The sequence below is a fragment of the Nocardioides alkalitolerans genome (assembly GCA_038184435.1).
Lineage (GTDB): Bacteria > Actinomycetota > Actinomycetes > Propionibacteriales > Nocardioidaceae > Nocardioides > Nocardioides alkalitolerans_A.
This window is the reverse complement of sequence record CP116227.1, coordinates 1,755,043-1,776,682: the sequence shown is the minus strand read 5'-3', so window position 1 is coordinate 1,776,682 and position 21,640 is coordinate 1,755,043. Positions and strand designations below refer to the sequence as shown.

At 73.4% G+C, this 21,640-nt stretch carries 18 protein-coding genes; 14 read left to right on the top strand and 4 right to left on the bottom strand.

The genetic code is table 11. From position 1 onward, the window contains the following. Nucleotides 1–80: 80 nt before the first annotated feature. The 14 genes from PIR53_08500 (at nucleotide 81) to PIR53_08435 (ending at nucleotide 16,675) form a co-directional block, all read left to right on the top strand. Nucleotides 81–1,310, top strand: coding sequence for a DUF6350 family protein (locus tag PIR53_08500; protein WZH54016.1), 1,230 nt, complete (start codon nucleotides 81–83; stop codon nucleotides 1,308–1,310). A gap of 83 nt (nucleotides 1,311–1,393) precedes the next feature. Further along, nucleotides 1,394–1,999 carry a phosphoribosylglycinamide formyltransferase gene (gene purN, locus PIR53_08495; GenBank protein WZH54426.1) on the top strand — a complete coding sequence of 202 codons (606 nt, stop codon included), beginning with the start codon at nucleotides 1,394–1,396 and terminating at the stop codon, nucleotides 1,997–1,999. A 113-nt stretch (nucleotides 2,000–2,112) separates the two neighbouring features. Continuing rightward, nucleotides 2,113–3,657: a bifunctional phosphoribosylaminoimidazolecarboxamide formyltransferase/IMP cyclohydrolase gene (purH, locus tag PIR53_08490; GenBank protein ID WZH54015.1), complete on the top strand. Its 1,545-nt coding sequence runs from the start codon at nucleotides 2,113–2,115 to the stop codon at nucleotides 3,655–3,657. Nucleotides 3,658–3,703: 46 nt separating this feature from the next. Beyond that, on the top strand, nucleotides 3,704–4,552 hold the full coding sequence (locus PIR53_08485; GenBank protein ID WZH54014.1) for a bifunctional methylenetetrahydrofolate dehydrogenase/methenyltetrahydrofolate cyclohydrolase: 849 nt from the start codon (nucleotides 3,704–3,706) through the stop codon (nucleotides 4,550–4,552). Between the two features lies 1 nt (nucleotide 4,553). After that, nucleotides 4,554–4,847, top strand: a complete 294-nt coding sequence (locus PIR53_08480) for a DUF3017 domain-containing protein (protein ID WZH54013.1) — start codon at nucleotides 4,554–4,556, stop codon at nucleotides 4,845–4,847. Continuing rightward, nucleotides 4,844–5,617 carry a hypothetical protein gene (locus PIR53_08475; protein ID WZH54012.1) on the top strand — a complete coding sequence of 258 codons (774 nt, stop codon included), beginning with the start codon at nucleotides 4,844–4,846 and terminating at the stop codon, nucleotides 5,615–5,617. The genes PIR53_08480 and PIR53_08475 overlap by 4 nt, the downstream gene beginning before the upstream one ends. Nucleotides 5,618–5,743: 126 nt before the next feature. Further along, a complete protein-coding gene (locus tag PIR53_08470) occupies nucleotides 5,744–7,954 on the top strand; it encodes an NADP-dependent isocitrate dehydrogenase (GenBank protein WZH54011.1) in 2,211 nt (736 codons plus the stop codon). Between the two features lie 79 nt (nucleotides 7,955–8,033). Next, nucleotides 8,034–8,468, top strand: coding sequence for a hypothetical protein (locus tag PIR53_08465; protein WZH54010.1), 435 nt, complete (start codon nucleotides 8,034–8,036; stop codon nucleotides 8,466–8,468). Nucleotides 8,469–8,563: 95 nt separating this feature from the next. Continuing rightward, nucleotides 8,564–12,139 (top strand): ABC transporter ATP-binding protein, encoded by a 3,576-nt coding sequence (locus tag PIR53_08460; protein WZH54009.1) that lies wholly within the window; start codon nucleotides 8,564–8,566, stop codon nucleotides 12,137–12,139. Between the two features lie 303 nt (nucleotides 12,140–12,442). Beyond that, entirely contained in the window at nucleotides 12,443–13,699 is a 1,257-nt protein-coding gene (locus PIR53_08455; GenBank protein ID WZH54008.1) for an MFS transporter, read from the top strand. A gap of 62 nt (nucleotides 13,700–13,761) precedes the next feature. Beyond that, nucleotides 13,762–14,802 (top strand): tryptophan--tRNA ligase, encoded by a 1,041-nt coding sequence (trpS, locus tag PIR53_08450; protein WZH54007.1) that lies wholly within the window; start codon nucleotides 13,762–13,764, stop codon nucleotides 14,800–14,802. Between the two features lie 10 nt (nucleotides 14,803–14,812). Beyond that, nucleotides 14,813–15,334: a 2'-5' RNA ligase family protein gene (locus PIR53_08445; GenBank protein WZH54006.1), complete on the top strand. Its 522-nt coding sequence runs from the start codon at nucleotides 14,813–14,815 to the stop codon at nucleotides 15,332–15,334. A gap of 23 nt (nucleotides 15,335–15,357) precedes the next feature. Then, nucleotides 15,358–16,404 (top strand): YihY/virulence factor BrkB family protein, encoded by a 1,047-nt coding sequence (locus PIR53_08440; protein ID WZH54005.1) that lies wholly within the window; start codon nucleotides 15,358–15,360, stop codon nucleotides 16,402–16,404. A gap of 43 nt (nucleotides 16,405–16,447) precedes the next feature. Beyond that, the gene (locus tag PIR53_08435; protein WZH54004.1) at nucleotides 16,448–16,675 is read left to right on the top strand and encodes a hypothetical protein; all 228 of its coding nucleotides are present in this window, start codon (nucleotides 16,448–16,450) and stop codon (nucleotides 16,673–16,675) included. A 136-nt stretch (nucleotides 16,676–16,811) separates the two neighbouring features. Here the strand turns inward: PIR53_08435 and PIR53_08430 are convergent, their stop codons facing one another. The 4 genes from PIR53_08430 to PIR53_08415 all read right to left on the bottom strand — a co-directional run bounded on the left by PIR53_08430 (nucleotide 16,812) and on the right by PIR53_08415 (nucleotide 21,596). Continuing rightward, nucleotides 16,812–17,555, bottom strand: coding sequence for a succinate dehydrogenase/fumarate reductase iron-sulfur subunit (locus PIR53_08430; protein WZH54003.1), 744 nt, complete (start codon nucleotides 17,553–17,555; stop codon nucleotides 16,812–16,814). After that, on the bottom strand, nucleotides 17,552–19,603 hold the full coding sequence (locus PIR53_08425; protein ID WZH54002.1) for a fumarate reductase/succinate dehydrogenase flavoprotein subunit: 2,052 nt from the start codon (nucleotides 19,601–19,603) through the stop codon (nucleotides 17,552–17,554). The genes PIR53_08430 and PIR53_08425 overlap by 4 nt, the downstream gene beginning before the upstream one ends. Before the next feature lie 15 nt (nucleotides 19,604–19,618). Continuing rightward, nucleotides 19,619–20,332: a succinate dehydrogenase cytochrome b subunit gene (locus PIR53_08420; GenBank protein WZH54001.1), complete on the bottom strand. Its 714-nt coding sequence runs from the start codon at nucleotides 20,330–20,332 to the stop codon at nucleotides 19,619–19,621. Nucleotides 20,333–20,480: 148 nt separating this feature from the next. Further along, on the bottom strand, nucleotides 20,481–21,596 hold the full coding sequence (locus PIR53_08415) for a glycosyltransferase (protein WZH54000.1): 1,116 nt from the start codon (nucleotides 21,594–21,596) through the stop codon (nucleotides 20,481–20,483). Nucleotides 21,597–21,640: the final 44 nt, after the last annotated feature.

The window sequence follows — 21,640 nt, the reverse complement described above, 5'->3', positions numbered from 1 at the left end:
AGGTCACGCCCACCGGGGGCTCGGCGTGTCGGCGGGAGGCTCCGGGGAACGGCCCTCCGCCGCGGCGAGGATGGGCGGCGATGACCTCCGTGCTGCCCTCGTTCCGCCCCACCGCGCCCCCTCCGGGGGGCCAGCGGGGTCTCGTGCTGCTCGCGTCCGCCGGAGGGGCGGTCGCGGCCCTCGCGACCCTCGTCGTGTGCCTCGGCGTCGCCGTCGTGGGCTGGTTCGCCACCGACGCCGGCGCCCACGGCCGCCCCGTCGGTGCGATGCGGATCGGTGCCCTCGGATGGCTCGTCGGCCACGGCTCGGGGTTCCGGGTCGAGGGCACGTCCGTGACCCTCGTGCCGCTCGGCGTGACGCTCGTCTGCGCCGCCGTCTGCTGGCGCTGGGGCCAGCGCGTGGGGGAGCGGCTCGCCGGCCACGGTCCCGACGCCGCCGGCCTCGGCCGCGGCGAGCGCGACCTCGTGGTGCCGACCGCGGTGGCGCTCTTCACGGCGGGGTACGTCGTCGTGGCGGTCCTCACCGCCGTGCTGGTGCCCGCTCCGGACGAGGGCGTCTCCCTCGTCCGCGTGCTCCTCGCCTGCCTGCTCCTCGCCGGCGGGGTGGGCGGCGCCGGGATCGCGGTGGGGTCCGGACGGGCAGCCGTCTGGACGGCGCAGGTGCCGCAGGAGGTGCGCGACGGGCTCGTCGCCGCCGGCGGCATCGTCCTGGCCTGGACCGCCGTGTCCGGCGTGCTGCTGGCCGTGGGCCTGGGCCTCCACTTCTCCGAGGCGGCGTCGGTGCTCTCGCGCTTCCAGACCTCGCCCGGCGGGGCGGTCCTGCTCGCAGGCGTCGCGCTCCTCCTGGTGCCCAACGCGCTGGTGCTCGCCTCGTCCTACGGCCTGGGCGGCGGCTTCGCGCTCGGCACCGGCACCGTCGTCGCGCCGGGCGCGGTGCTCCTCGGCCAGGTGCCGCTCTTTCCGCTCGTCGCCGCGGTGCCCGACGCCGCCCTGCCCTCCTGGGCCGTCTCCGCCCTCGCCGTCGTGCCGTTCGTCGTCGCCGCGGTGGTGGTGGCGCTCGTGCAGCGTCGTCGTCCCGTGCTGGCCTGGGGGACCGCGGCCGCGCAGGGTGCCGGGGCCGGCGCGGGCGCCGCCCTCGCGGTGGCGGTCGTCGCGGCCCTGGCCGGTGGCGCGATCGGCCCGGGGCTGATGGCGGACGTCGGGCCGTTCGTGGGCGACGTCGCGATGCGCGCCCTGCTCGCGTTCACGACGGGCGGCGTCGCCGGTGCCCTGCTGACGACGTGGCACCAGCGCCGCACGCTCGCGGCCTAGACTCCCGGCCCGTGCCCGACTCCCCACCCGCCGCCCGTCCGTCGTCCGCGACCGAGCCCGCGCGGCCGCCCGCCCGGCTGGTCGTGCTGGTGTCCGGCTCCGGCACCAACCTGCAGGCGCTGCTCGACGCCCACGACGACCCGGCCTACGGCGCACGCGTGGTCGCGGTGGGCGCCGACCGGGACGGCATCGAGGGCCTCGAGCGCGCCGAGCGCGCCGGCGTACCGACCTTCGTGGAGCGCCTCGGCGACGCGCCCGACCGGGCAGCGTGGGACGCGTCGCTGACCGCTGCGGTGGCCGCCCACCGGCCGGACTGGGTCGTGCTGGCCGGCTTCATGAAGCTCGTCGGGCCGACCTTCCTGACGACCTTCGACCAACGGGTGGTCAACACCCACCCCGCGCTGAGCCCCGCGTTCCCCGGCATGCACGGGCCCGCCGACGCGCTCGCGCACGGCGTCAAGGTCAGCGGCGCGACGCTCTTCGTGGTCGACGCCGGCGTCGACACGGGCGTCATCGTCGCGCAGGTGCCGGTGCCGGTGCTCGAGGACGACGACGTCGCTGCGCTCCACGAGCGGATCAAGGTGGCCGAGCGCCGCATGCTCGTCGACGCCGTCGGCCGGCTCGCGCGCGACGGCCTCGTGGTCGAGGGCCGCACGGCGCGGTTCGGTCGCACCGCCGACGTGCACTAGCCTCGGGGCCACACGACTGGCGCAGGTGGGAAACCACCAGGGAGTGAAACGAGCGCATCGACCGCCTGGGTGCGCCTCGAGTCCGCTGCAGCACCCCCCGCGAGGAGTCACCCGTGAGCACCGACCAGATCCCCGTCCGTCGCGCCCTCGTCTCGGTCTACGACAAGACCGGGCTCGAGGACCTCGTCCGCGGCCTCGCCGACGCCGGCGTCGAGCTCGTCTCGACCGGCGGCTCGGCCGCCCTCATCGCCGGCCTCGGCCTGCCCGTCACCAAGGTCGAGGACCTCACCGGGTTCCCCGAGTGCCTCGACGGCCGCGTGAAGACGCTGCACCCGCGCGTGCACGCCGGCATCCTCGCCGACCGCCGCCTCGACTCCCACGTCGCGCAGCTCGCCGACCTCGGCGTCGAGCCCTTCGACCTGGTGGTCGTCAACCTCTACCCGTTCACCGCGACGGTCGCCTCCGGCGCCACGCCCGACGAGTGCGTCGAGCAGATCGACATCGGCGGACCGTCGATGGTGCGCGCCGCCGCCAAGAACCACCCCTCGGTCGCGGTGCTCACGTCCCCCGCGGCGTACGACGCGGCCCTCGCCGCCGTCGCCGCCGGCGGCTTCACGCTCGAGGCGCGCCGCGCGCTCGCGGCCGAGGCGTTCGCGCACACCGCGGCGTACGACGTCGCCGTCGCCGAGTGGTTCGCGCAGCAGGTCGCGCCCGAGGCGTGGCCGGCGTTCGTCGGTGGCACGCAGCGCCTCAAGACCCCCCTGCGCTACGGCGAGAACCCGCACCAGCACGCGGCGCTGTACGTCGACGGCACCGGTGGTCTCGCGGACGCCGAGCAGCTGCACGGCAAGGAGATGTCCTACAACAACTACGTCGACACGGACGCCGCGCGCCGCGCCGCCCACGACTTCGACGCCCCGGCCGTCGCGATCATCAAGCACGCCAACCCCTGCGGCATCGCGGTCGGCACCGACGTCGCCGACGCCCACCGCCGCGCCCACGAGTGCGACCCCGTCTCGGCCTTCGGTGGCGTCATCGCCACCAACCGCCCGGTCTCGGTCGCCATGGCCGAGCAGGTCGCCGAGGTCTTCACCGAGGTCATCGTGGCCCCGGACTACGAGGACGGCGCCGTCGAGGTGCTCGCCCGCAAGAAGAACATCCGCATCCTCCGCTGCCCCGACGCGCCGGCGACGGCGTACGAGTACCGGCCCATCTCCGGCGGCGAGCTCGTGCAGCAGCGCGACGCCATCGACGCGGAGGGCGACGACCCGTCGGCCTGGACCCTGGCCACCGGCGAGGCGGCCTCCGCCGAGGTGCTGGCCGACCTCGCCTTCGCGTGGCGGGCCGTGCGCGGCGTGAAGTCCAACGCGATCCTCCTGGCGAAGGACGGCGCCTCGGTCGGCGTCGGCATGGGCCAGGTCAACCGCGTCGACTCCTGCAAGCTCGCGGTCGAGCGGGCCGGTGACCGCGCCCGTGGCTCCGTGGCCGCGTCCGACGCGTTCTTCCCCTTCGAGGACGGCCCCCAGATCCTCATCGACGCGGGCGTCACGGCGATCGTGCAGCCGGGCGGCTCCGTGCGCGACGAGCTCACGATCGAGGCCGCGAAGGCGGCGGGCGTGACGATGTACTTCACCGGCACCCGCCACTTCGCGCACTGACCGCGCTCCCGACGATCACCGACGACCTGGTCACGAGAGGACGAACATGACCGCGCAGAAGCTCGACGGCTCCGCCACCGCGAAGGCCATCAAGGGCGAGGTGGCGGCCCGCGTGGCCGCGCTGGCCGCTCAGGGCGTCGTGCCCGGCCTCGGCACCGTGCTCGTGGGCGACGACCCGGGCAGCCGGTGGTACGTCAACGGCAAGCACAAGGACTGCGCCGAGGTGGGCATCGCCTCGCTGCGGGTCGAGCTGCCGGAGACGGCCACGCAGGAGGAGATCGAGGCCGCGGTCCGCGACCTCAACGCCGACCCGGCCTGCACGGGCTACATCGTGCAGCTGCCGCTGCCGAAGGGCATCGACGAGAACCGTGTGCTGGGCCTCATCGACCCGGCGAAGGACGCCGACGGCCTCCACCCGACCAACCTGGGCTGGCTGGTGCTGGGCGAGGACGCGCCGCTGCCGTGCACGCCCTTCGGCATCGTCGAGCTGCTGCGCCGCCACGACGTCCCGATCGCGGGCGCCGAGGTCGTCGTGGTCGGTCGTGGCGTCACCGTGGGGCGGCCGATGGGCCTGCTGCTGACGCGGCGCAGCGAGAACGCGACCGTCACGCTCTGCCACACCGGCACGCGCGACCTCGCGGCCCACGTGCGCAACGCGGACATCGTGGTCGCGGCGGCGGGCGTGCCCGGCATCATCTCCGCCGCGATGGTCAAGCCGGGCGCGGCCGTGCTCGACGTGGGCGTCTCGCGCGTCGACGGCAAGATCGCCGGCGACGTGGCCGACGACGTCTGGGACGTCGCGGGCTGGGTCTCGCCCAACCCCGGCGGCGTGGGCCCGATGACGCGGGCCATGCTGCTGGCGAACGTCGTCACGCTCGCCGAGTCGCGGGCCTGACGTGAGCGGACGGCGGCGGCTCCTCCCCGCCCACGTGGGGGGCTACGTCTACCTCGTGGTCGCCGCGGTCTGCGCCGTCGCGCTGTGGGTCGCGGTGCAGGACGACTGGCGTGCCGGCATCCGCTGGTTCTCCCTCGCGCTCGTCGCCGGCGGGGCCGCGCGGCTCGTGCTGCCGGAGAGCCAGGCCGGGATGCTCGCCGTCCGCAACCGCTTCCTCGACGCGGGCGTGCTCGTCGCCCTCGGGGTGACGCTGTTCGCGCTCGCCACCGACATCCCCGAGCAGCCGGGCGCATGACGCGCCGGCGCGGGGCGCGGGCCGCCTCCGTCGTGGGGGCGGCCGCCCTCGGGGTCGCGCTCCTCGCCGGGTGCGGCACCGGTCCGGAGACCATCGGGCCGACGGGCGTCGACGAGCTCGTCGTGCCCTCCCCGAGCCCCGACCCGGCGGACTTCGTCGCCGACGTCGACAACGCGTGGTGGCCGCTCGTCGGCGGCTCCAGCGCGACGTACGACGACGGGACCGGTCGCCTCCTGCGCCGTACCGTCGCGACGGCGCCGGAGCGCGTCGGCGGGGTGCAGGCCGTCGCGGTGCGCACGGAGGCGGTCGCCGCCACGTGGGGCGCGGACGCGCTGCCGGTGCCGGTCACCGAGTGGTTCGCCCAGGACCGGCGCCGCAACGTCTGGATCGTCGGCGGCACCCTCGCCGACGGCTCGCGCTGGGAGGCGGGCGTCGACGGCGCCGCGGCCGGCCTGGTGGTGACCGGCACGCCGCGCACCGGCGACGGCTACGTGCGCCGCGCGGCGCCCGGACTGGCGGACGTGCGCGTGCGCGTGCTGGCGGTGGGGGAGACGACCACGGTCGGCGGTGACGAGGTCGAGGTCGCGCGCCTCGAGGTGACCACCGTGGGCGCGAGCGAGGCGGCGGCGGAGGCGGAGGCGGCCGAGGGCGGCCGGCCGAGCGCGGGGCGCACGCGTGCCACGCAGGTCGGCGAGGAGGTGCTGGCGCGAGGCGTCGGGCCCGTGACCCTCACCGGCCCGCAGGGCGACTGGGTGCTCGTCGCCCCCTGACCCCCGTGACACCCGAGGGTCGACCTGCCAGGCTGTCCCAGGCGTCAACGGCCACCGCGGATCAGGTATCTTGACGTCGAGATTTCCGCCCGAACGCCTCGAAGAGCCCAGGAGTCGACCTCACCCATGGCCAAGATCATCTACACCCACACCGACGAGGCGCCGCTGCTCGCGACGTACTCCTTCCTCCCGATCATCGAGGCCTACGCCTCCACGGCGGGCGTGGACGTGGAGACCCGGGACATCTCCCTCGCGGGCCGCATCATCGCGCTCTTCCCCGACCTCCTCACCGAGGAGCAGCGCCTCGACGACGCGCTCGCCGAGCTCGGTGAGCTCGCGAAGCAGCCCGAGGCCAACATCATCAAGCTCCCCAACATCTCCGCCTCCATCCCGCAGCTCAAGGCCGCGATCAAGGAGCTGCAGAGCCAGGGCTACGCGATCCCGGACTACCCGGAGAACCCGCAGACCGAGGAGGAGAAGGCGACCCGCGCCCAGTACGACAAGGTCAAGGGCTCCGCCGTCAACCCGGTGCTGCGCGAGGGCAACTCCGACCGCCGCGCGCCCGCGTCGGTGAAGAACTACGCGAAGGTGCACCCGCACCGGAACAAGGCGTGGTCGGCCGACTCCAAGACGTCGGTCGCGACCCTCGGCCACGACGACTTCAAGAGCAACGAGAAGTCCGTCGTCATGGGCGACGCCGACACGCTCACGATCGTGCACACCGCCGCCGACGGCACCGAGACCGTGCTGAAGGACGGGCTGGCCGTGCAGGCGGGCGAGGTCGTGGACAGCACGTTCCTCTCCGTCGCCGACCTCCACACGTTCCTCGCCGACGCGCTCGCGAAGGCGAAGGCCGACGACGTGCTCTTCTCCGTCCACCTCAAGGCCACGATGATGAAGGTCTCCGACCCGATCATCTTCGGCCACGTGGTGAAGGCATACTTCGCGGACGTGTTCGCGCAGTACGGCGACGACCTCGCCGCCGCCGGGCTCAACCCCAACGACGGTCTCGGGTCGATCCTCTCCGGTCTGTCCGCGCTGCCCAACGGCGACGAGATCCAGGCGGCGTTCGAGGCCGCCCTCGCGGAGGGCCCGCGCCTGTCCTACGTGAACTCGGACAAGGGCATCACCAACCTGCACGTCCCGTCCGACGTCATCATCGACGCCTCCGTCCCCGCGCTCATCCGCAACGGCGGCAAGCTGTGGGGCGCCGACGGCGGCGAGGACGACACCCTCGTCGTCATCCCCGACTCCTCCTACGCGGGCGTCTACGCCACGGTCATCGAGGAGAACAAGAAGAACGGCGCGCTCGACCCCGCCACGATCGGCAGCGTGCCCAACGTCGGCCTGATGGCCCAGGCGGCCGAGGAGTACGGCTCGCACGACAAGACCTTCGAGGCCCCGGCCGACGGCACCATCGCGGTGCGCGACTCCTCCGGCGCCGTGCTGCTCGAGCACGCGGTGCGCGAGGGCGACATCTGGCGCGCGACCCAGACCAAGGACGTCCCGATCCGCGACTGGGTGAAGCTGGCCGTCACCCGCGCCCGTGCGACGGGTGCGCCGGCGGTGTTCTGGCTCGACGAGAACCGCGCCCACGACGCCAACCTCATCGCGAAGGTGAAGGAGTACCTCCCGGAGCACGACACCGAGGGCCTCACCATCGAGATCCTCGCGCCCGACGAGGCGACGGCGTACTCGCTGGAGCGCATGCGCCGCGGCGAGGACACGATCTCCGTGACGGGCAACGTGCTGCGCGACTACAACACCGACCTGTTCCCGATCCTCGAGCTCGGCACGAGCGCGAAGATGCTGTCGGTCGTCCCGCTGATCAACGGCGGCGGCCTCTTCGAGACGGGCGCCGGCGGTTCGGCGCCGAAGCACGTGCAGCAGCTCGTCGAGGAGAACTACCTGCGCTGGGACAGCCTGGGCGAGTTCTTCGCGCTGGCCGCGTCGTTCGAGCACCTCGCGACCACGACGGGCAACGCGCGGGCGCAGATCCTCGCCGACACCCTCGACCGGGCCACGGGCACCTTCCTCAACGAGGACAAGTCCCCGACCCGTCGCGTGGGCGGCATCGACAACCGCGGCTCGCACTTCTACCTCGCGCTCTACTGGGCCGAGGAGCTCGCGCAGCAGACGGAGGACGCCGACCTGGCGGCCGCGTTCGCCGCGCTGGCGGGCACGCTGCGCGAGAACGAGCAGAAGATCGTCGACGAGCTCGTCGCCGTGCAGGGCAAGCCGGTCGACATCGGTGGCTACTACCGCCCCGACGGCGCCAAGGCCGACGCCGTGATGCGTCCGAGCACGACGCTCAACGAGGCGCTCGCGTCGCTCTGAGCCACCTGCTCACCCCCGCCGGGTGCGGTCCGTCGTCGCGACGGGCCGCACCCGGTGTGCGTTCCGGCATCATGGAGCGGTGAACTCGCGACGTACCCCCGCTTCCCGCTCCTTCCTGGCCGTGGCCGCGACGGCGCTGTCCCTCGGCGCGCTCGTCGGGTGCTCCGAGGTGGAGGACGCCGTGCGCGACACCGCCGCGGAGGCGGGCTGCCAGGTCGCGCAGGAGGCCGTCGACGGAGTGACGGGCGAGGCCCGCCAGGCCGTCGAGGACCTCGGCGCCGACCCGGCCGCCGCCGAGCAGGAGCTCCGCAACCTCCGCGACGCGGTCGCCACCGCCGCCGACGGGCTGTCGGGCGAGGTCGGGACCCACCTGGAGGAGGCCGAGGCCGCGCTCGACGACCTCGTGGCCCAGGCGGAGGCCGCGGCCGACGGCACCCAGGTCGACGAGGCCGCCGTGGAGTCGGCGCAGGGCGAGCTCGACACCGCCGTGGACGAGCTGACGCAGGTCTGCTGAGACCACCGGTCCGCGCCGGGTGAGGGGGCGTCGGGCGGGCCGGTGGAAAATGGGGCGCGCATCGTCGGTGGGTGCGCCTAGCGTGGTGCCTCGCCATGAGCGGAACGAAGACCATCTCGGACACCTCCACCCACCTCGACCGCGAGGCGGCGGAGCGCACGTCCCGCGCCGCCGCGACGGGCCGGCAGCGCATCGACTGGCGCCGCCTGCGGGGGCCTGCGGCGACCGTCGCGCTGGTGCTGTCGTTCCTCGGCGCGCTCGGCGAGACCCTGGGCACGGTGGTGGCCGGACGCCTGGCCGCTGACCCGTCCGGCGTGCTCGTCACGGTGCTGGCGGCCTGCGTGGTCGGCGGCGCCGTCGTCGACGCGGTCGGACGGGTCGTCTGGGCCGGGGTCGTCGACCGGGCCGAGGGGCGCCTGCGCGACGACCTCCTCGACGCCGCGCTCGACCAGCCGCTCGCCGCGCTCGGCGAGCAGGGCGTGGGGGAGATCCTCGACCGGGTCGACGACGACACCCACGACGTCGGCACGCTCGCCCGCCGCCAGGTGTGGAGCGCGTTGCGCACCGTGTTCGCGGCGCTGCCGATGTGGATCGTCGCGGGGGTCACCTGGTGGCCCGCGTGGGTGCTGTTCCCGGCCATGGCCGCGGTGGTCTGGTTCGCCGTCCGCCCCCTCCTGCCCGACCTCACGCGACGCAAGATCGTCGAGGAGGTCGCCTGGACCGACCACGCCACCGCCTTCGAGGAGGGCATCGCGGCGCGGGACGACCTGCGCACCTCGCTGGGCCAGGCCTACGTGCTGCGCCGGGTGAGCGAGCTCGCCGCCGTCGTGCACGCGCGCCTGCGCTCGGTGGTGCAGCGCCAGATCCAGGTGACCTACCGCACGGGCCTGCTCCTCCACGGGCTGCTCGCGGCGGTCGGGGTCGTCGGCGTGGCGCTCGTGCTGCACGACGACCTCACGGTCGCGCGGCTCGTCACTCTCTTCCTCGTCACGACCCTCTTCGTGGGCCAGGTCGAGGAGATGGCGCGGCACCTGCCCGACCTGCAGGCCGGGCTCGGCGCCCTCGTGCGCCTGCGCCAGCTCCACGAGGCCGAGCGTGAGCCGACCGACGGCCTCCCCGTCTCCGGCGGAGCCGTGGAGGTGCGCTTCCGCGACCTGGACTTCACCTACGCCGAGGGCACCTTCCGGCTCGTCGTCGACGACCTGGTCGTGCCGGCCGGGGAGACGTTGGCCCTCGTCGGTCGCTCCGGGTCGGGCAAGTCGACGCTGGCCGCCCTCGTCTCCCGCGCCCAGGAGCCACCGCGGGGGAGCGTGCTCCTGGGCGACGCGGACGTGGGCGAGCTCGACCTGCAGGCGCTGCGGCGCACCGTCGGCGTCGTCACCCAGCGCACGGAGATCGTCGCCGGCACCCTGGCCGAGAACATCACCCTGTTCGGGGACGTGCCACCGGGGGCCGTCGAGGCCGCCGTCGCCGACCTCGGGCTGGGGCCCTGGGTAGCGGGCCTCGAGCACGGGTTGGAGACGCGCCTCGGCCCGGGCGGCACGACGCTCTCGGCGGGGGAGGAGCAGCTCGTGGCGTTCGCCCGCCTGCTGGTCCGCGACGTGCAGGTGGTCGTGCTCGACGAGGCCACCGCGCGCATGGACCCGCGCACCGAGATGCTCGTCGTGCGGGCGGCCGACCGGCTCCTGCGCGGGCGCACGGGGCTGCTCGTCGCCCACCGGCTCTCCACGACGGAGCGGGCCTCGCGGGTCGCCGTGCTCTCCGACGGTCGCGTGGTGCAGCAGGGGCCCCGGGCCGTCCTCGCCCGGCGCCCCGGTCCGTTCCGCGACCTGCTCGACGCTGCGGAGGAGGTCGAGGCCGCCGCGGTGCCCGACGCCGCGGTGGAGCCCGACGCCGCCGCGGACCGCGCCGCGCCGCCGACGGGTCCGACCGGGATCGGCGCGGTCCGACGACGGGGCGAACCGCCCGAGAGCCGCGACCCGGGCCAGGGTCCGAGCCTCGCCCGCGGGATCTGGAACGCGCTGCTGGTGCGCCCGTGGTGGGGCCTGTTCGCGACGGTGCTGTTCCTCGTGTCCGCCCTGGCGGGCGCCTTCGGTGCGGTCTCCGCGTTCCTGTGGGGGCGCATCGTGCAGGAGGTCGCCGCCGGTGACGTCACCGTGGCGCTGCTCGTCGGTCTCGTCGTCAGCCTCCTGCTCGGTCCGGTGCTCCTCAACGAGGCGATGCGGCGCTATCCGCGGTGGTGGATCGAGATCCTCCTGCGGGTGCGCACCAACGTGCTGATCGCCCAGACCGACCAGCGTCGGCTGCCGCGCGACCCGGCCGGGGAGATCGCGGCGCGTGCCATGGACGCCGACCGCTTCGCGCGGTACGCCGATCGTTGGGTCGACTTCACCAACGCGGCCCTCATCGTGGTCGTGACGACCGTGCTCGGGGGGAGCCTGCTGGCCGGTGGTGTGCTGCTCGCGGTGATGCTGGGCGCCGCCGCGGCGTCCGCGCTCGGCCGTCCCGTCGCCGGTCGTTCGGCGGCCACCGCCGCCACGGCGCGCGCCGGCTTCGGCCGCGCGCTGGTGTCGGTGCTCGACGCGGCCCGCACGGTCAAGCTGGCCGCCGCGACCGACGACGTCCGCGCCCACCTGCGCCGCGTCGACGCGGGGCGGGTGGACGCGGCGGTGCGCGAGCACCGGGTGCAGGCCGCGCTCGACGGCGTGCCGCTCGTGATCGTGCAGCTCGGCGTCGTGACGGCGTGGGGCGTCTACCTGGCCGGGGGCTGGGACCTCGCGACGGCGCTGCTCGTCGCTGCCGCCGTCACGGGGTTCGACTACTTCGGTCTCGTGGTCGGCTGGGTCATCACCGAGGCGCCCGGCACCCGTGCGTGGCAGCGGGCCACGGCCACCTTCGCCGGCGGGCGCGACCTGACGCGGCTGCCGCGCGGCGTCGACCTGGTCGCGGGTACCGCTCCGACCCCGGTGCTCCCGGAGCGGGCCGAGCCGCTCGAGGCACTGCACCTGCGCGGCCTCACCGCCGTCCACGACGACGGCACCATCGGCGTCGAGGGCGTGGACCTCGACGTACGCCGCGGTGAGCTCGTGCTGCTCCTCGGGCAGGTCGGGTCGGGCAAGTCGAGCCTGCTCGGCGCCGTCGCCGGCCTGGTGTCCCACCGGGGCGAGCTCCGGTGGAACGAGCGGCCCGTCGACGACGCGGAGACCTTCCTGCGGCCGTCGCGGGTGGCCTACGTGGCGCAGGTGCCCCGGGTGCTGTCCGGAACCTTCGCCGACAACCTGCGCCTCGACCATCCGCGGGAGATCGAGGTCGCGGCGCGCACGGCCCGCCTCGAGCGCGACCTCGCGGCCGCCGGTGGCCTCGACGCGCTCGTCGGGCACCGGGGCGTGCGCCTGTCCGGGGGACAGGTGCAGCGCGTCGCCCTCGCCCGGGCGCTGGCCACCGAGGCCGACCTGCTCGTGGCCGACGACGTGTCCAGCGCGCTCGACGCGACGACGGAGCTGGAGCTGTGGCAGGCGCTGCGCGAGCGCGGCACCACGGTGCTGGGCGCCACCTCGAAGCGGGCGGCCCTCGCCCGGGCCGACCAGGTGGTCGTGCTCGTCGACGGCCGCGTCGCCGCCGCGGGGCCGTGGAGCGACCTCGCGCCGTCGTGGGGGCACCTCGCGGGCTGACCCGTTCGAGGCTCGACCCGCGACTGTGCGGCTGCGGCCGGTCCGAGCGCGTCGGCGGCGCACCAGGCGCACGGTTCCGGGCCCGGGGCCGGGTCCCTCCTCCGGACGTCATGCGCCCCGGCGGCCGGGGCCCGCGCCTCGCATGACGTCCCGACCGGCCCCGTCCCGACCGGCCCCGTCCCGACCGGCCCCGTCCCGACCGGCCCCGTCCCGACCGGCCCGCGAGGCCGCGCCGTGTTGCCCGGGTCACGCCGGGCGCGAGGAATGCGTCCGACGCGGAGCGCCGTTGCAGGATGAGTGGCGATGACGACCTCGACCTCCGTACCCCCGACCGACGGCGCCGTGCCGCCCCCCGTCGACCCGACCGGCCCGCACGTGTCGGGTGCGCGGGTGGCGCTGGCGATCGTCGCGCTCGCGCTCGGCAGCTTCGCGATCGGCACCACCGAGTTCGTGACGATGGGTCTGCTGCCCGACATCGCGCGCGGCATCGACGAGTCGATCCCGACGACGGGGCACATCATCACGGCGTACGCCGTCGGCGTCGTCGTCGGCGCCCCGCTCATCGTGTCGCTGGGAGCGCGCCTGCCGCGGCGCGAGCTGGCGGTGGCGCTCATGCTCGCGGTCGCCCTCGGCAGCGCGGCCACGGCGCTCGCGAGCGGCTACCTGCCCGTGATGCTCGCCCGCTTCGTCGCCGGTCTGCCCCACGGCGCGTACTTCGGCGTCGCGTCGCTCATCGCCGCCTCGCTCGTGCGCCCGGAGGCCCAGGGCCGCGCGATCAGCGGCGTGATGGTGGGCCTGTCGGTGGGCACCGTCGCCGGCGTCCCCGCCTCCACGTGGCTGGGGCAGGAGGTGGGCTGGCGCTCGGCGTACTGGATGGTCGTCGGCGTGGGCGTGCTCGCCGCCCTCCTGGTCCTGCTCGCCGTGCCCCACACCCCGGGCGACCGCACGGCGACGGTACGGCGCGAGCTCGCCGCCCTGCGTCGCCCTCCGGTGCTGTTCGCGTTCGGCACCGGCATGATCGGGTTCGGCGGCATCTTCGCGATGTACAGCTACGTGGCCCCGCTGCTCACCGACGAGACGGGCCTGGCGAAGAGCGTCGTGCCGTGGTTCCTCTTCGTGTTCGGGGTGGGCTCGGTGCTGGGCTCGTGGCTGGCGGGGATGCTGGCCGACTGGAACATCGAGCGCTCCGTGGTGGGCGGCTTCCTGGTGTCGATGGCGGCCCTCGCCCTCGTGGTGCCGCTGGCGGGGAGCCCGGTGGCGGTCGGCGCCATCGTCTTCACGGTCGGGATGCTCGGCTCGGTCCTGGCCATCACGCTGCAGGTGCGGCTCATGCAGTCGGCCGGCGACGCGCAGATGCTGGGTGCCGCGCTCAACCACTCGGCGCTCAACATCGCGAACGGCCTCGGGGCGTTCCTCGGGGCGATCGTCATCGACGCGGGCTACGGCTACCGGGCACCGAGCGTCGTCGGCGCCGGCCTGGCCACCGCGGGCCTCGTGCTGTTCCTCGTCTCGCTGGTCGCCCAGCGCCGCGCCGCGGCCGCCGGCCCCGCCACGCTCTGACCTCCACCCGCAGGCCGGACCCGTCGGCCGGGACGGGTGGGGAGCCTGGAACAATCCGGGACATGTCCGAGCAGGCTTCCTCCGCACCGACGGGTGCGCCGCGGCAGCGGGTCCTCTCCGGGATCCAACCCACGGCCGACTCGTTCCACTTCGGCAACTACCTCGGTGCGCTGCGGCAGTGGGTGAGCCTCCAGGACGAGCACGAGCCGTTCTACATGGTCGTCGACCAGCACGCGATCACCCTGGAGCACGACCCCAAGCTGCTCCGGGAGCGCACCTACCGCTCGGCGGCCCAGCTCCTGGCGATGGGCGTCGACCCCGAGCGCTCGGCGATCTTCGTGCAGTCCCACGTGCCCGCCCACGCGCAGCTGGCCTGGGTGCTGAACTGCATCACCGCGTTCGGCGAGGCGCGCCGCATGACGCAGTTCAAGGACAAGTCGGCCAAGGGCGGCGAGGGCGCGGCGAGCGTCGGCCTCTTCACCTACCCGATCCTCCAGGCGGCGGACATCCTGCTCTACCGCCCCGCCTACGTGCCGGTGGGCGAGGACCAGCGCCAGCACCTCGAGCTGACCCGCGACCTGGCGCACCGCTTCAACACGCGCTACAAGAAGACCTTCCGCCTCCCGGAGCCCTACATCCTCAAGGAGACGGCGAAGATCTACGACCTGCAGAACCCGACGGCGAAGATGTCGAAGTCGGCGTCCTCGCCCGCCGGGATCATCGACCTCCTCGACGACCCCCGGGCCAGCGCGAAGAAGATCCGCTCCGCGGTCACGGACTCCGAGGCCGTCGTGGCGTTCGACCCCGTGGGCAAGCCGGGCGTGTCCAACCTGCTGTCCATCTACGCCGCGCTGACCGGTCGTCCGGCCGAGGACATCGCGGCGGACTACGCGGGGCGCGGCTACGGCGACCTCAAGGGCGACCTCGCCGAGGTCGTGGTGGAGTTCGTGACGCCGCTGCGGGACCGCGCCCTGGCGCTGCTCGAGGACCGCGCGGCCCTCGACGAGGTGCTCGCCTCCGGTGCCGACCGCGCGCGGGCCGTCGCCGACCGCACCCTCGCGGACGTCTACGACCGGGTCGGCTTCGTTCGACCGCTCCGCTAGGGTCGAGCGCGTGCCCACGATCGGAGTCGCCCTGGCCCTCCCCGAGCCCTGGGCGGAGCAGCTGCAGAGCTACCGGCGCTCGCTCGGCGACGCCACGGCCGACCTGATCCCGACGCACATCACGTTGATCCCGCCGACGGAGGTCCCGGAGCCCGAGCTGCACGCCGTGCGCGAGCACCTCGACCTCGTGGCGGGCAAGCACACGTCCTTCCGCATGCACCTGCGCGGCACGGGCACGTTCCGCCCGATCTCGCCGGTGGTGTTCGTGACCGTCGCGCAGGGCATCGGGGAGTCGGAGCAGCTGGCCGAGGACCTCCGCAAGGGGCCGCTCGAGGTGGAGCTCGACTTCCCGTACCACCCGCACGTGACCGTGGCGCACCACCTCGGCGACGACCTGCTCGACCGTGCCTTCGCGGAGCTCGCCGAGTTCGACTGCGCCTTCGAGGTCGACCGGTTCCACCTCTACGTCCACGACGAGGTCGCGGGCTGGCGCCGTACCGACGACTTCCCCCTGCAGCCCGCTGCCGGCTGACCCGAGCACGAGGAGGGCACGACGTGGCTGGTGTGGCGGAACGCGCGAAGGTCTGGTTCGCGGAGCAGCGGACGGCACGGCCCTGGCTCGACCACACGGTGCGCATGCAGCAGCACTACGGCGCGGTGAAGGGCAACACGCAGGCCGGGGCGGTGACGTTCTTCGGCTTCTTGTCCTTCTTCCCCCTGCTGGCGCTCGCGTTCTTCGCGATCGGCTGGATCGCGCGGGTCTACCCCGACGCCCAGCAGCAGCTGGTGGATGCCATCACCAGCATCTTCCCCGGCATGATCGGCTCCGGGGAGGGCGAGATCTCGATCGACGACCTCGAGGGCGCCGCGAGCACCGCCGGGATCATCGGTCTCGTCGGCGTGCTCTACTCCGGGCTCGGGTGGCTGTCGGGCATGCGGGAGTCGCTCCTCGTCGTCTTCGACGAGCCCGCCAGCGAGCAGCCGAGCTTCGTCAAGGGCAAGCTCCGCGACCTCACCGCGCTCGTCGCGATCGGTGCCGTGCTGTTCACGAGCGTCGGCATCTCCGCCGTGCTCAACGCCTTCTCGGCGGACGTGCTGGGACTGGTGGGTCTCGGCGACGAGCTCGCCTGGCTGCTGCGGATCCTGACGATCGTCGTGGGCATCCTGGCCAGCTCGGTGCTGTTCACCGTCATGTTCCGCCTGCTCGCCGCGCCCGACATCCCCCGTGTCGACCTGTGGAAGGGCGCGCTGCTCGGTGCGGTCGGCTTCGAGGTGCTCAAGCAGGTGGCCGGGCTGCTGCTGGCCTCGACGAAGGGCCAGCCGGCGTTCCAGGCGTTCGGCATCGCGCTGATCCTGCTGGTCTGGATCAACTACTTCTCGCGCGTCGTCATGTACGCCGCGGCCTGGGCCCACACGTCCACCTCGGCCCGTCTGCGGCGCGAGCAGGCGGCCGCCGAGGAGGAGGCGCGTCTCGCTGCACTGCGGGTCGACCTCGACAAGCCCGAGGAGCAGGACATCTCGGTGAACCAGGCGGCGGCGCGGTCGTTCGCGCTCGGCGCGGCCACCGTCGTGGGCTTCGGCTGGCTCTTCCGGCGGGGCTGACCCGCCGTACGCCGCGGGGCCGCGCCGTGGGAGCATGGCGCCCGTGAAGCTCGAGCGCAAGCACGCCGTCCTCCTGCTCGCGGTGGCGGTCTGGAACGTGGTGACCTTCGGCAACTTCGCGAAGAACCTCTACCAGACGTACGAGGCGGGGGAGGAGCGTGCGACGGGCTACTGGGTGGCCCACGTCGTGCTGATCGTCGTCAACTTCGTCATCGCCGGCGTGCTCGGCCGGCTGGGCTGGAAGGCGTTCCGCGCGACGCGTCCGGAGTGACGCCCTTCGGAGGCCACCCGGCACCGTGACCGTTTCGTGACCTCGTCGTGATCCACCGTGACCATGTGCCACCGGCCGCCACCCCGAGGGGGTGGCGGCCGGTGGCGTCAGCGGCAGGTGCCGCTCATGAACCTGCTCAGAAGCCCTTGAACATCGCGGTCCGCAGGTCCTTGTTGAGCTGGCTGATCACGTCGAGCGGGATCTCCTTGGGGCACGCGGCGGCGCACTCGCCGATGTTGGTGCACCCGCCGAAGCCCTCGTGGTCGTGCTGGGCCACCATCGAGGTCACCCGGCCGTAGCGCTCCGGCTGCCCCTGCGGCAGCTCGCCGAGGTGCGTGATCTTCGCGCCGAGGAACAGCGAGGCGGACCCGTTGGGGCACGCCGCCACGCAGGCACCGCAACCGATGCAGGTGGCCACGTTGAAGGCCCGCTGTGCCTTGTCGCGGGGAGCCGGCACCGAGTTGGCCTCGGGCGCCGAGCCCGTGTTGGCGGAGATGAAGCCGCCGGACTGGATGATGCGGTCGAAGGCCGAGCGGTCGACGATGAGGTCCTTGACCACGGGGAACGAGTCCGCGCGCCAGGGCTCGATCGTGATCGTGTCGCCGTCCTTGAACGAGCGCATGTGCAGCTGGCAGGTCGTGGTGACCTCCGGGCCGTGCGCCTGGCCGTTGATCATCAGCGAGCAGGTGCCGCAGATGCCCTCACGACAGTCGGAGTCGAACGCGACCGGCTCCTCGCCCGAGGTGAGCAGCTGCTCGTTGAGCAGGTCGAGCATCTCGAGGAACGACATGTCCTGCGAGACGCCGTCGAGCTCGTAGGTGTGCACCGCGCCCTCGGCCGAGGCGTTGGCCTGGCGCCAGATCTTGAGGGTGAGCTTCACTTGTACGACCTCTGCTTCATCTCGATGGCGGTGTAGATCAGGTCCTCCTTGTGGAGCACGGGGGAGCCGTCCTCGCCGCCCCACTCCCAGGCCGCGACGTACGCGAACTCGTCGTCGTGGCGCAGCGCCTCGCCGTCCTCGGTCTGCGACTCGGCGCGGAAGTGTCCACCGCACGACTCGCGCCGGTTGAGGGCGTCGATGCACATGAGCTCGCCCAGCTCGATGAAGTCGGCGACGCGGCCGGCCTTCTCGAGGTCCTGGTTGAGGGACTCGGCGGAGCCGAGCACCTTGACGTTGCTCCAGAACTCCTTCTTGAGGTCCCGGATGAGGCCGATGGCCTTGATGAGGCCCTCCTTCGAGCGCTCCATCCCGCAGTACTCCCACATGATGTGGCCGAGCTCGCGGTGGAAGGACTCGACGGAGCGGGTGCCGTTCACCGACATGAACTGCTGGATCCGGGCCTCGACCTCGGCGCGCGCCTCGAGCACGGCCGGGTGGTCCTCGGCGATCTTCTCGAACGGCCCGTCCGCCAGGTAGTCGCGGATGGTGTTCGGAAGGACGAAGTAGCCGTCGGCGAGACCCTGCATGAGGGCGGAGGCGCCGAGGCGGTTCGCGCCGTGGTCCGAGAAGTTGGCCTCGCCCGTACAGAACAGGCCGGGGATCGACGTCTGCAGCTCGTAGTCGACCCAGAGGCCGCCCATCACGTAGTGGACCGCGGGGTAGATCCGCATCGGCGTCTCGTACGGGTCCTCGCCGGTGATCCGCGCGTACATGTCGAGGAGGTTGTCGTACTTCTCCTCGATCTTGTCGCGGCCGAGGCGCTGGATGGCGTCGCCCAGGTCGAGGTACACGCCGCGGCTCACGAGACGCTCCTCGCCGTCGGGGCCGATCTCCTTGACCTTGGGTCCGACGCCGCGGCCCTCGTCGCACATGTACTTCGCGGCGCGGGAGGCGATGTCGCGGGGGACCAGGTTGCCGAAGGCCGGGTAGATCCGCTCGAGGAAGTAGTCGCGGTCCTCCTCCGGGATGTCCCGCGGGTCCTTCTCGCAGTCGGCGGCGTTCTTGGGCACCCAGATCCGGCCGTCGTTGCGGAGCGACTCCGACATGAGGGTCAGCTTGGACTGGTGGCTCCCCGTCACGGGGATGCACGTCGGGTGGATCTGCGTGTAGCAGGGGTTGGCTATGTAGGCGCCCTTGCGGTGCGCGCGCCACGCGGCCGTGACGTTCGAGCCCATGGCGTTCGTCGACAGGTAGAAGACGTTGCCGTAGCCACCGGTCGCCAGCACGACGACGTCGGCGAGGTGCGTCTCGATCGCACCGGTCACCATGTCGCGCGCGATGATGCCGCGGGCGCGACCGTCGGCGACGACGACCTCGAGCATCTCGTGGCGGGTGAACTGCTCCACCGTGCCGGCCGCGACCTGGCGCTCCATGGCCTGGTAGGCGCCGAGCAGCAGCTGCTGGCCCGTCTGGCCACGGGCGTAGAACGTGCGGGACACCTGCACGCCGCCGAAGGAGCGGTTGTCGAGCAGACCGCCGTACTCGCGGGCGAACGGGACGCCCTGCGCGACGCACTGGTCGATGATGTTCGCGCTGACCTCGGCGAGGCGGTAGACGTTCGACTCGCGGGCGCGGTAGTCGCCGCCCTTGACCGTGTCGTAGAAGAGGCGGAACGTCGAGTCGCCGTCCTCCTTGTAGTTCTTGGCCGCGTTGATGCCGCCCTGGGCCGCGATCGAGTGGGCGCGGCGCGGGGAGTCCTGGTAGCAGAACGACTTGACGTTGTAGCCCGCCTCGCCCAGCGTCGCGGCCGCGGCGCCGCCGGCGAGGCCGGTGCCCACGATGATGATGTCGAGCTTGCGGCGGTTGGCCGGGTTGACGAGCCGGTTCTCGAACTTGCGGGTCGTCCAGCGGTCCTTGATCGGACCGGTGGGGGCCTTGGCGTCGACGAGCTTCTCGCCGAGCGTGTAGTAGCCGGCCGCGTCGTCCGAGCGCTGCTCGGGCGCGGCGTTCAGCGGGGTGAGACCGTCGTGGAGGGTGCTGCCAGCCATGGTGTCGTGGCTCCCTTACTTCTCGATGATTCCGGTGAGCACGGCCAGGGGCACGAGCGAGTAGCCGCCCGCGATCACGATGGCGAGCAGCCAGCCGGCCTGCTTCGCACGGGCCCGCGACGAGGCGGTGTTCGTGTACCCGAGCGTCTGGATGGAGCTCCAGGTGCCGTGGTGGAGGTGGAAGGCGAGGGCGAGCATCGCCACGAGGTAGATGATCGTCATCCACCAGACGCTGAACGTGTCCACCAGGAGCGAGTACGGGTCGCCGGCGGCGTCGCCCGTCTCACCGGTCTGCGGGTTGACCTTGCCGGCCGTGAAGTTGATCAGGTGCCAGATGATGAAGATCAGCAGCGTGGCGCCGCCCCAGCGCATCGTGCGCGAGGAGAGCGACGAGGCGACGTTGCGCTTCACCTGGTACTTGTCCCGGCGGGCTGCACCGGCACGCCGCGCGAGGATCACCGCGGCGGTCACGTGGGCCACGAGCGCGACCAGCAGGCCCACGCGCGTGATCCAGAGGAAGCCCTCGTAGGGGAGGATCGGCTCACCGAGCTCGCGCAGGTGGTGCGCGTAGTCGTTGAACTTCTCCTGGCCTGAGAACGCCTTCAGGTTCCCGTACATGTGCACGAGCGTGAAGGCGATGAACAGCAGGCCGCTGACGGCCATGACCAGCTTCAGTGCAATGGTCGAGCGTGTCGACCGGGGCGTCTTGACGAGAGTCGGGGTTGCCACGGGCGGCACGGTACCCCTCCGACTGTCCAGGTCGTAATGAAGGTGAACCTCAGCCCGTGTGACATATCCCCGGTTACCGGCGGGTTACAGGTCCTCAGGAATCCGGCTGCACGGGCGCTGGGGGTCTCAGCGCGGTTTCAGCGCCCCCTCAGCCCGCGGCCGCGTAGGGGGTGACGAGCGGGGTGGCGGAAGCGGCGGTCGCCACGAGGCCGCCGTAGTGCACCGCGAGCAGCTCGTCGACGGCGTCCCGCCACGTCCGCTGCTCGGCGAGCCGGCGACCGTGCGCACCGAGCAGGCCGCGCTGGCGGTCGGCGACGACGGCGCCCACGGCGTCGGCCAGGGCGCGCGGGTCGGTCACGTCGACGAGCAGTCCCGACTCGAGGTGGTGGACGACGTCCCGGGCGCCGCCGGTGCGGGCCGCCACGACCGGGACGCCGGACGCCCCGGCCTCGCGCAGGGCGTGGGCGCAGGTGAGCTGTCCGCCGGGGTGGACGAGCACGTCGAGCGAGGCCATCGCCGTGGCGAGGTCCCCGGCCGCCAGGGGGCCGGCCAGCTTCGCGGACCCGGCGACGCCGGTGGTGCGGTGCGCCAGCCAGTCGTGCTGCGATCCCTGGCCGACGACCACGAGGCGCACGCCCGGGAGCGCGGCCAGCGCGGGCAGGCGGCGTACGCCGTGGTCCTTCTCCAGCGCGCCGACGTAGCCGACGACCACCCGCGGACCGCCTCGCGCGCGGGCGCGCGCCCACGAGGAGTGCAGCCACGTGTCGCGGAGGGCGGGGGAGAAGGCGGCGGTGTCGACGCCCGGTGACCAGAGGCCGGCCTCGACGCCGAGGGCCGCGAGACGGTCCTGCATCCACCGGGCGGTGACGAGCACGCGGTCCGCACGCTCGGCCACCTTCGCCTGCCACAGGGGAGCGGCCAGGTCGCTCACCGGGGTCTGCTGCACGACGAGCGTCGGCACGCCGAGGCGCCGCGCGTGCTTGAGCGCCTTGCGGCCGATCGTCGGGCCGAGCTCGACCGAGGAGGTCACGTGCACCAGGTCGGGCGCGAAGCCCTCGAGCGCGGCGCGCACCTGGCGGCCCGGCTTGTCCAGCGCCCGCACCCGCACGATCTCGACGCCCCGGTAGGACGTCAGCCCCGGCGCTGGCGCCACGAGGCGGACGGTGTGCCCGCGGTCGACGAGACGGTCGACGAGGTTGCGGACCGTCGTGGTGGTGCCGTCGGTCGCGGGGTAGAAGGACTCGGTCACGACTGCGATGCGCACGGACGCCACGGTGCGCCGACCGGTCGTCCGCGGCGTGGCCACGA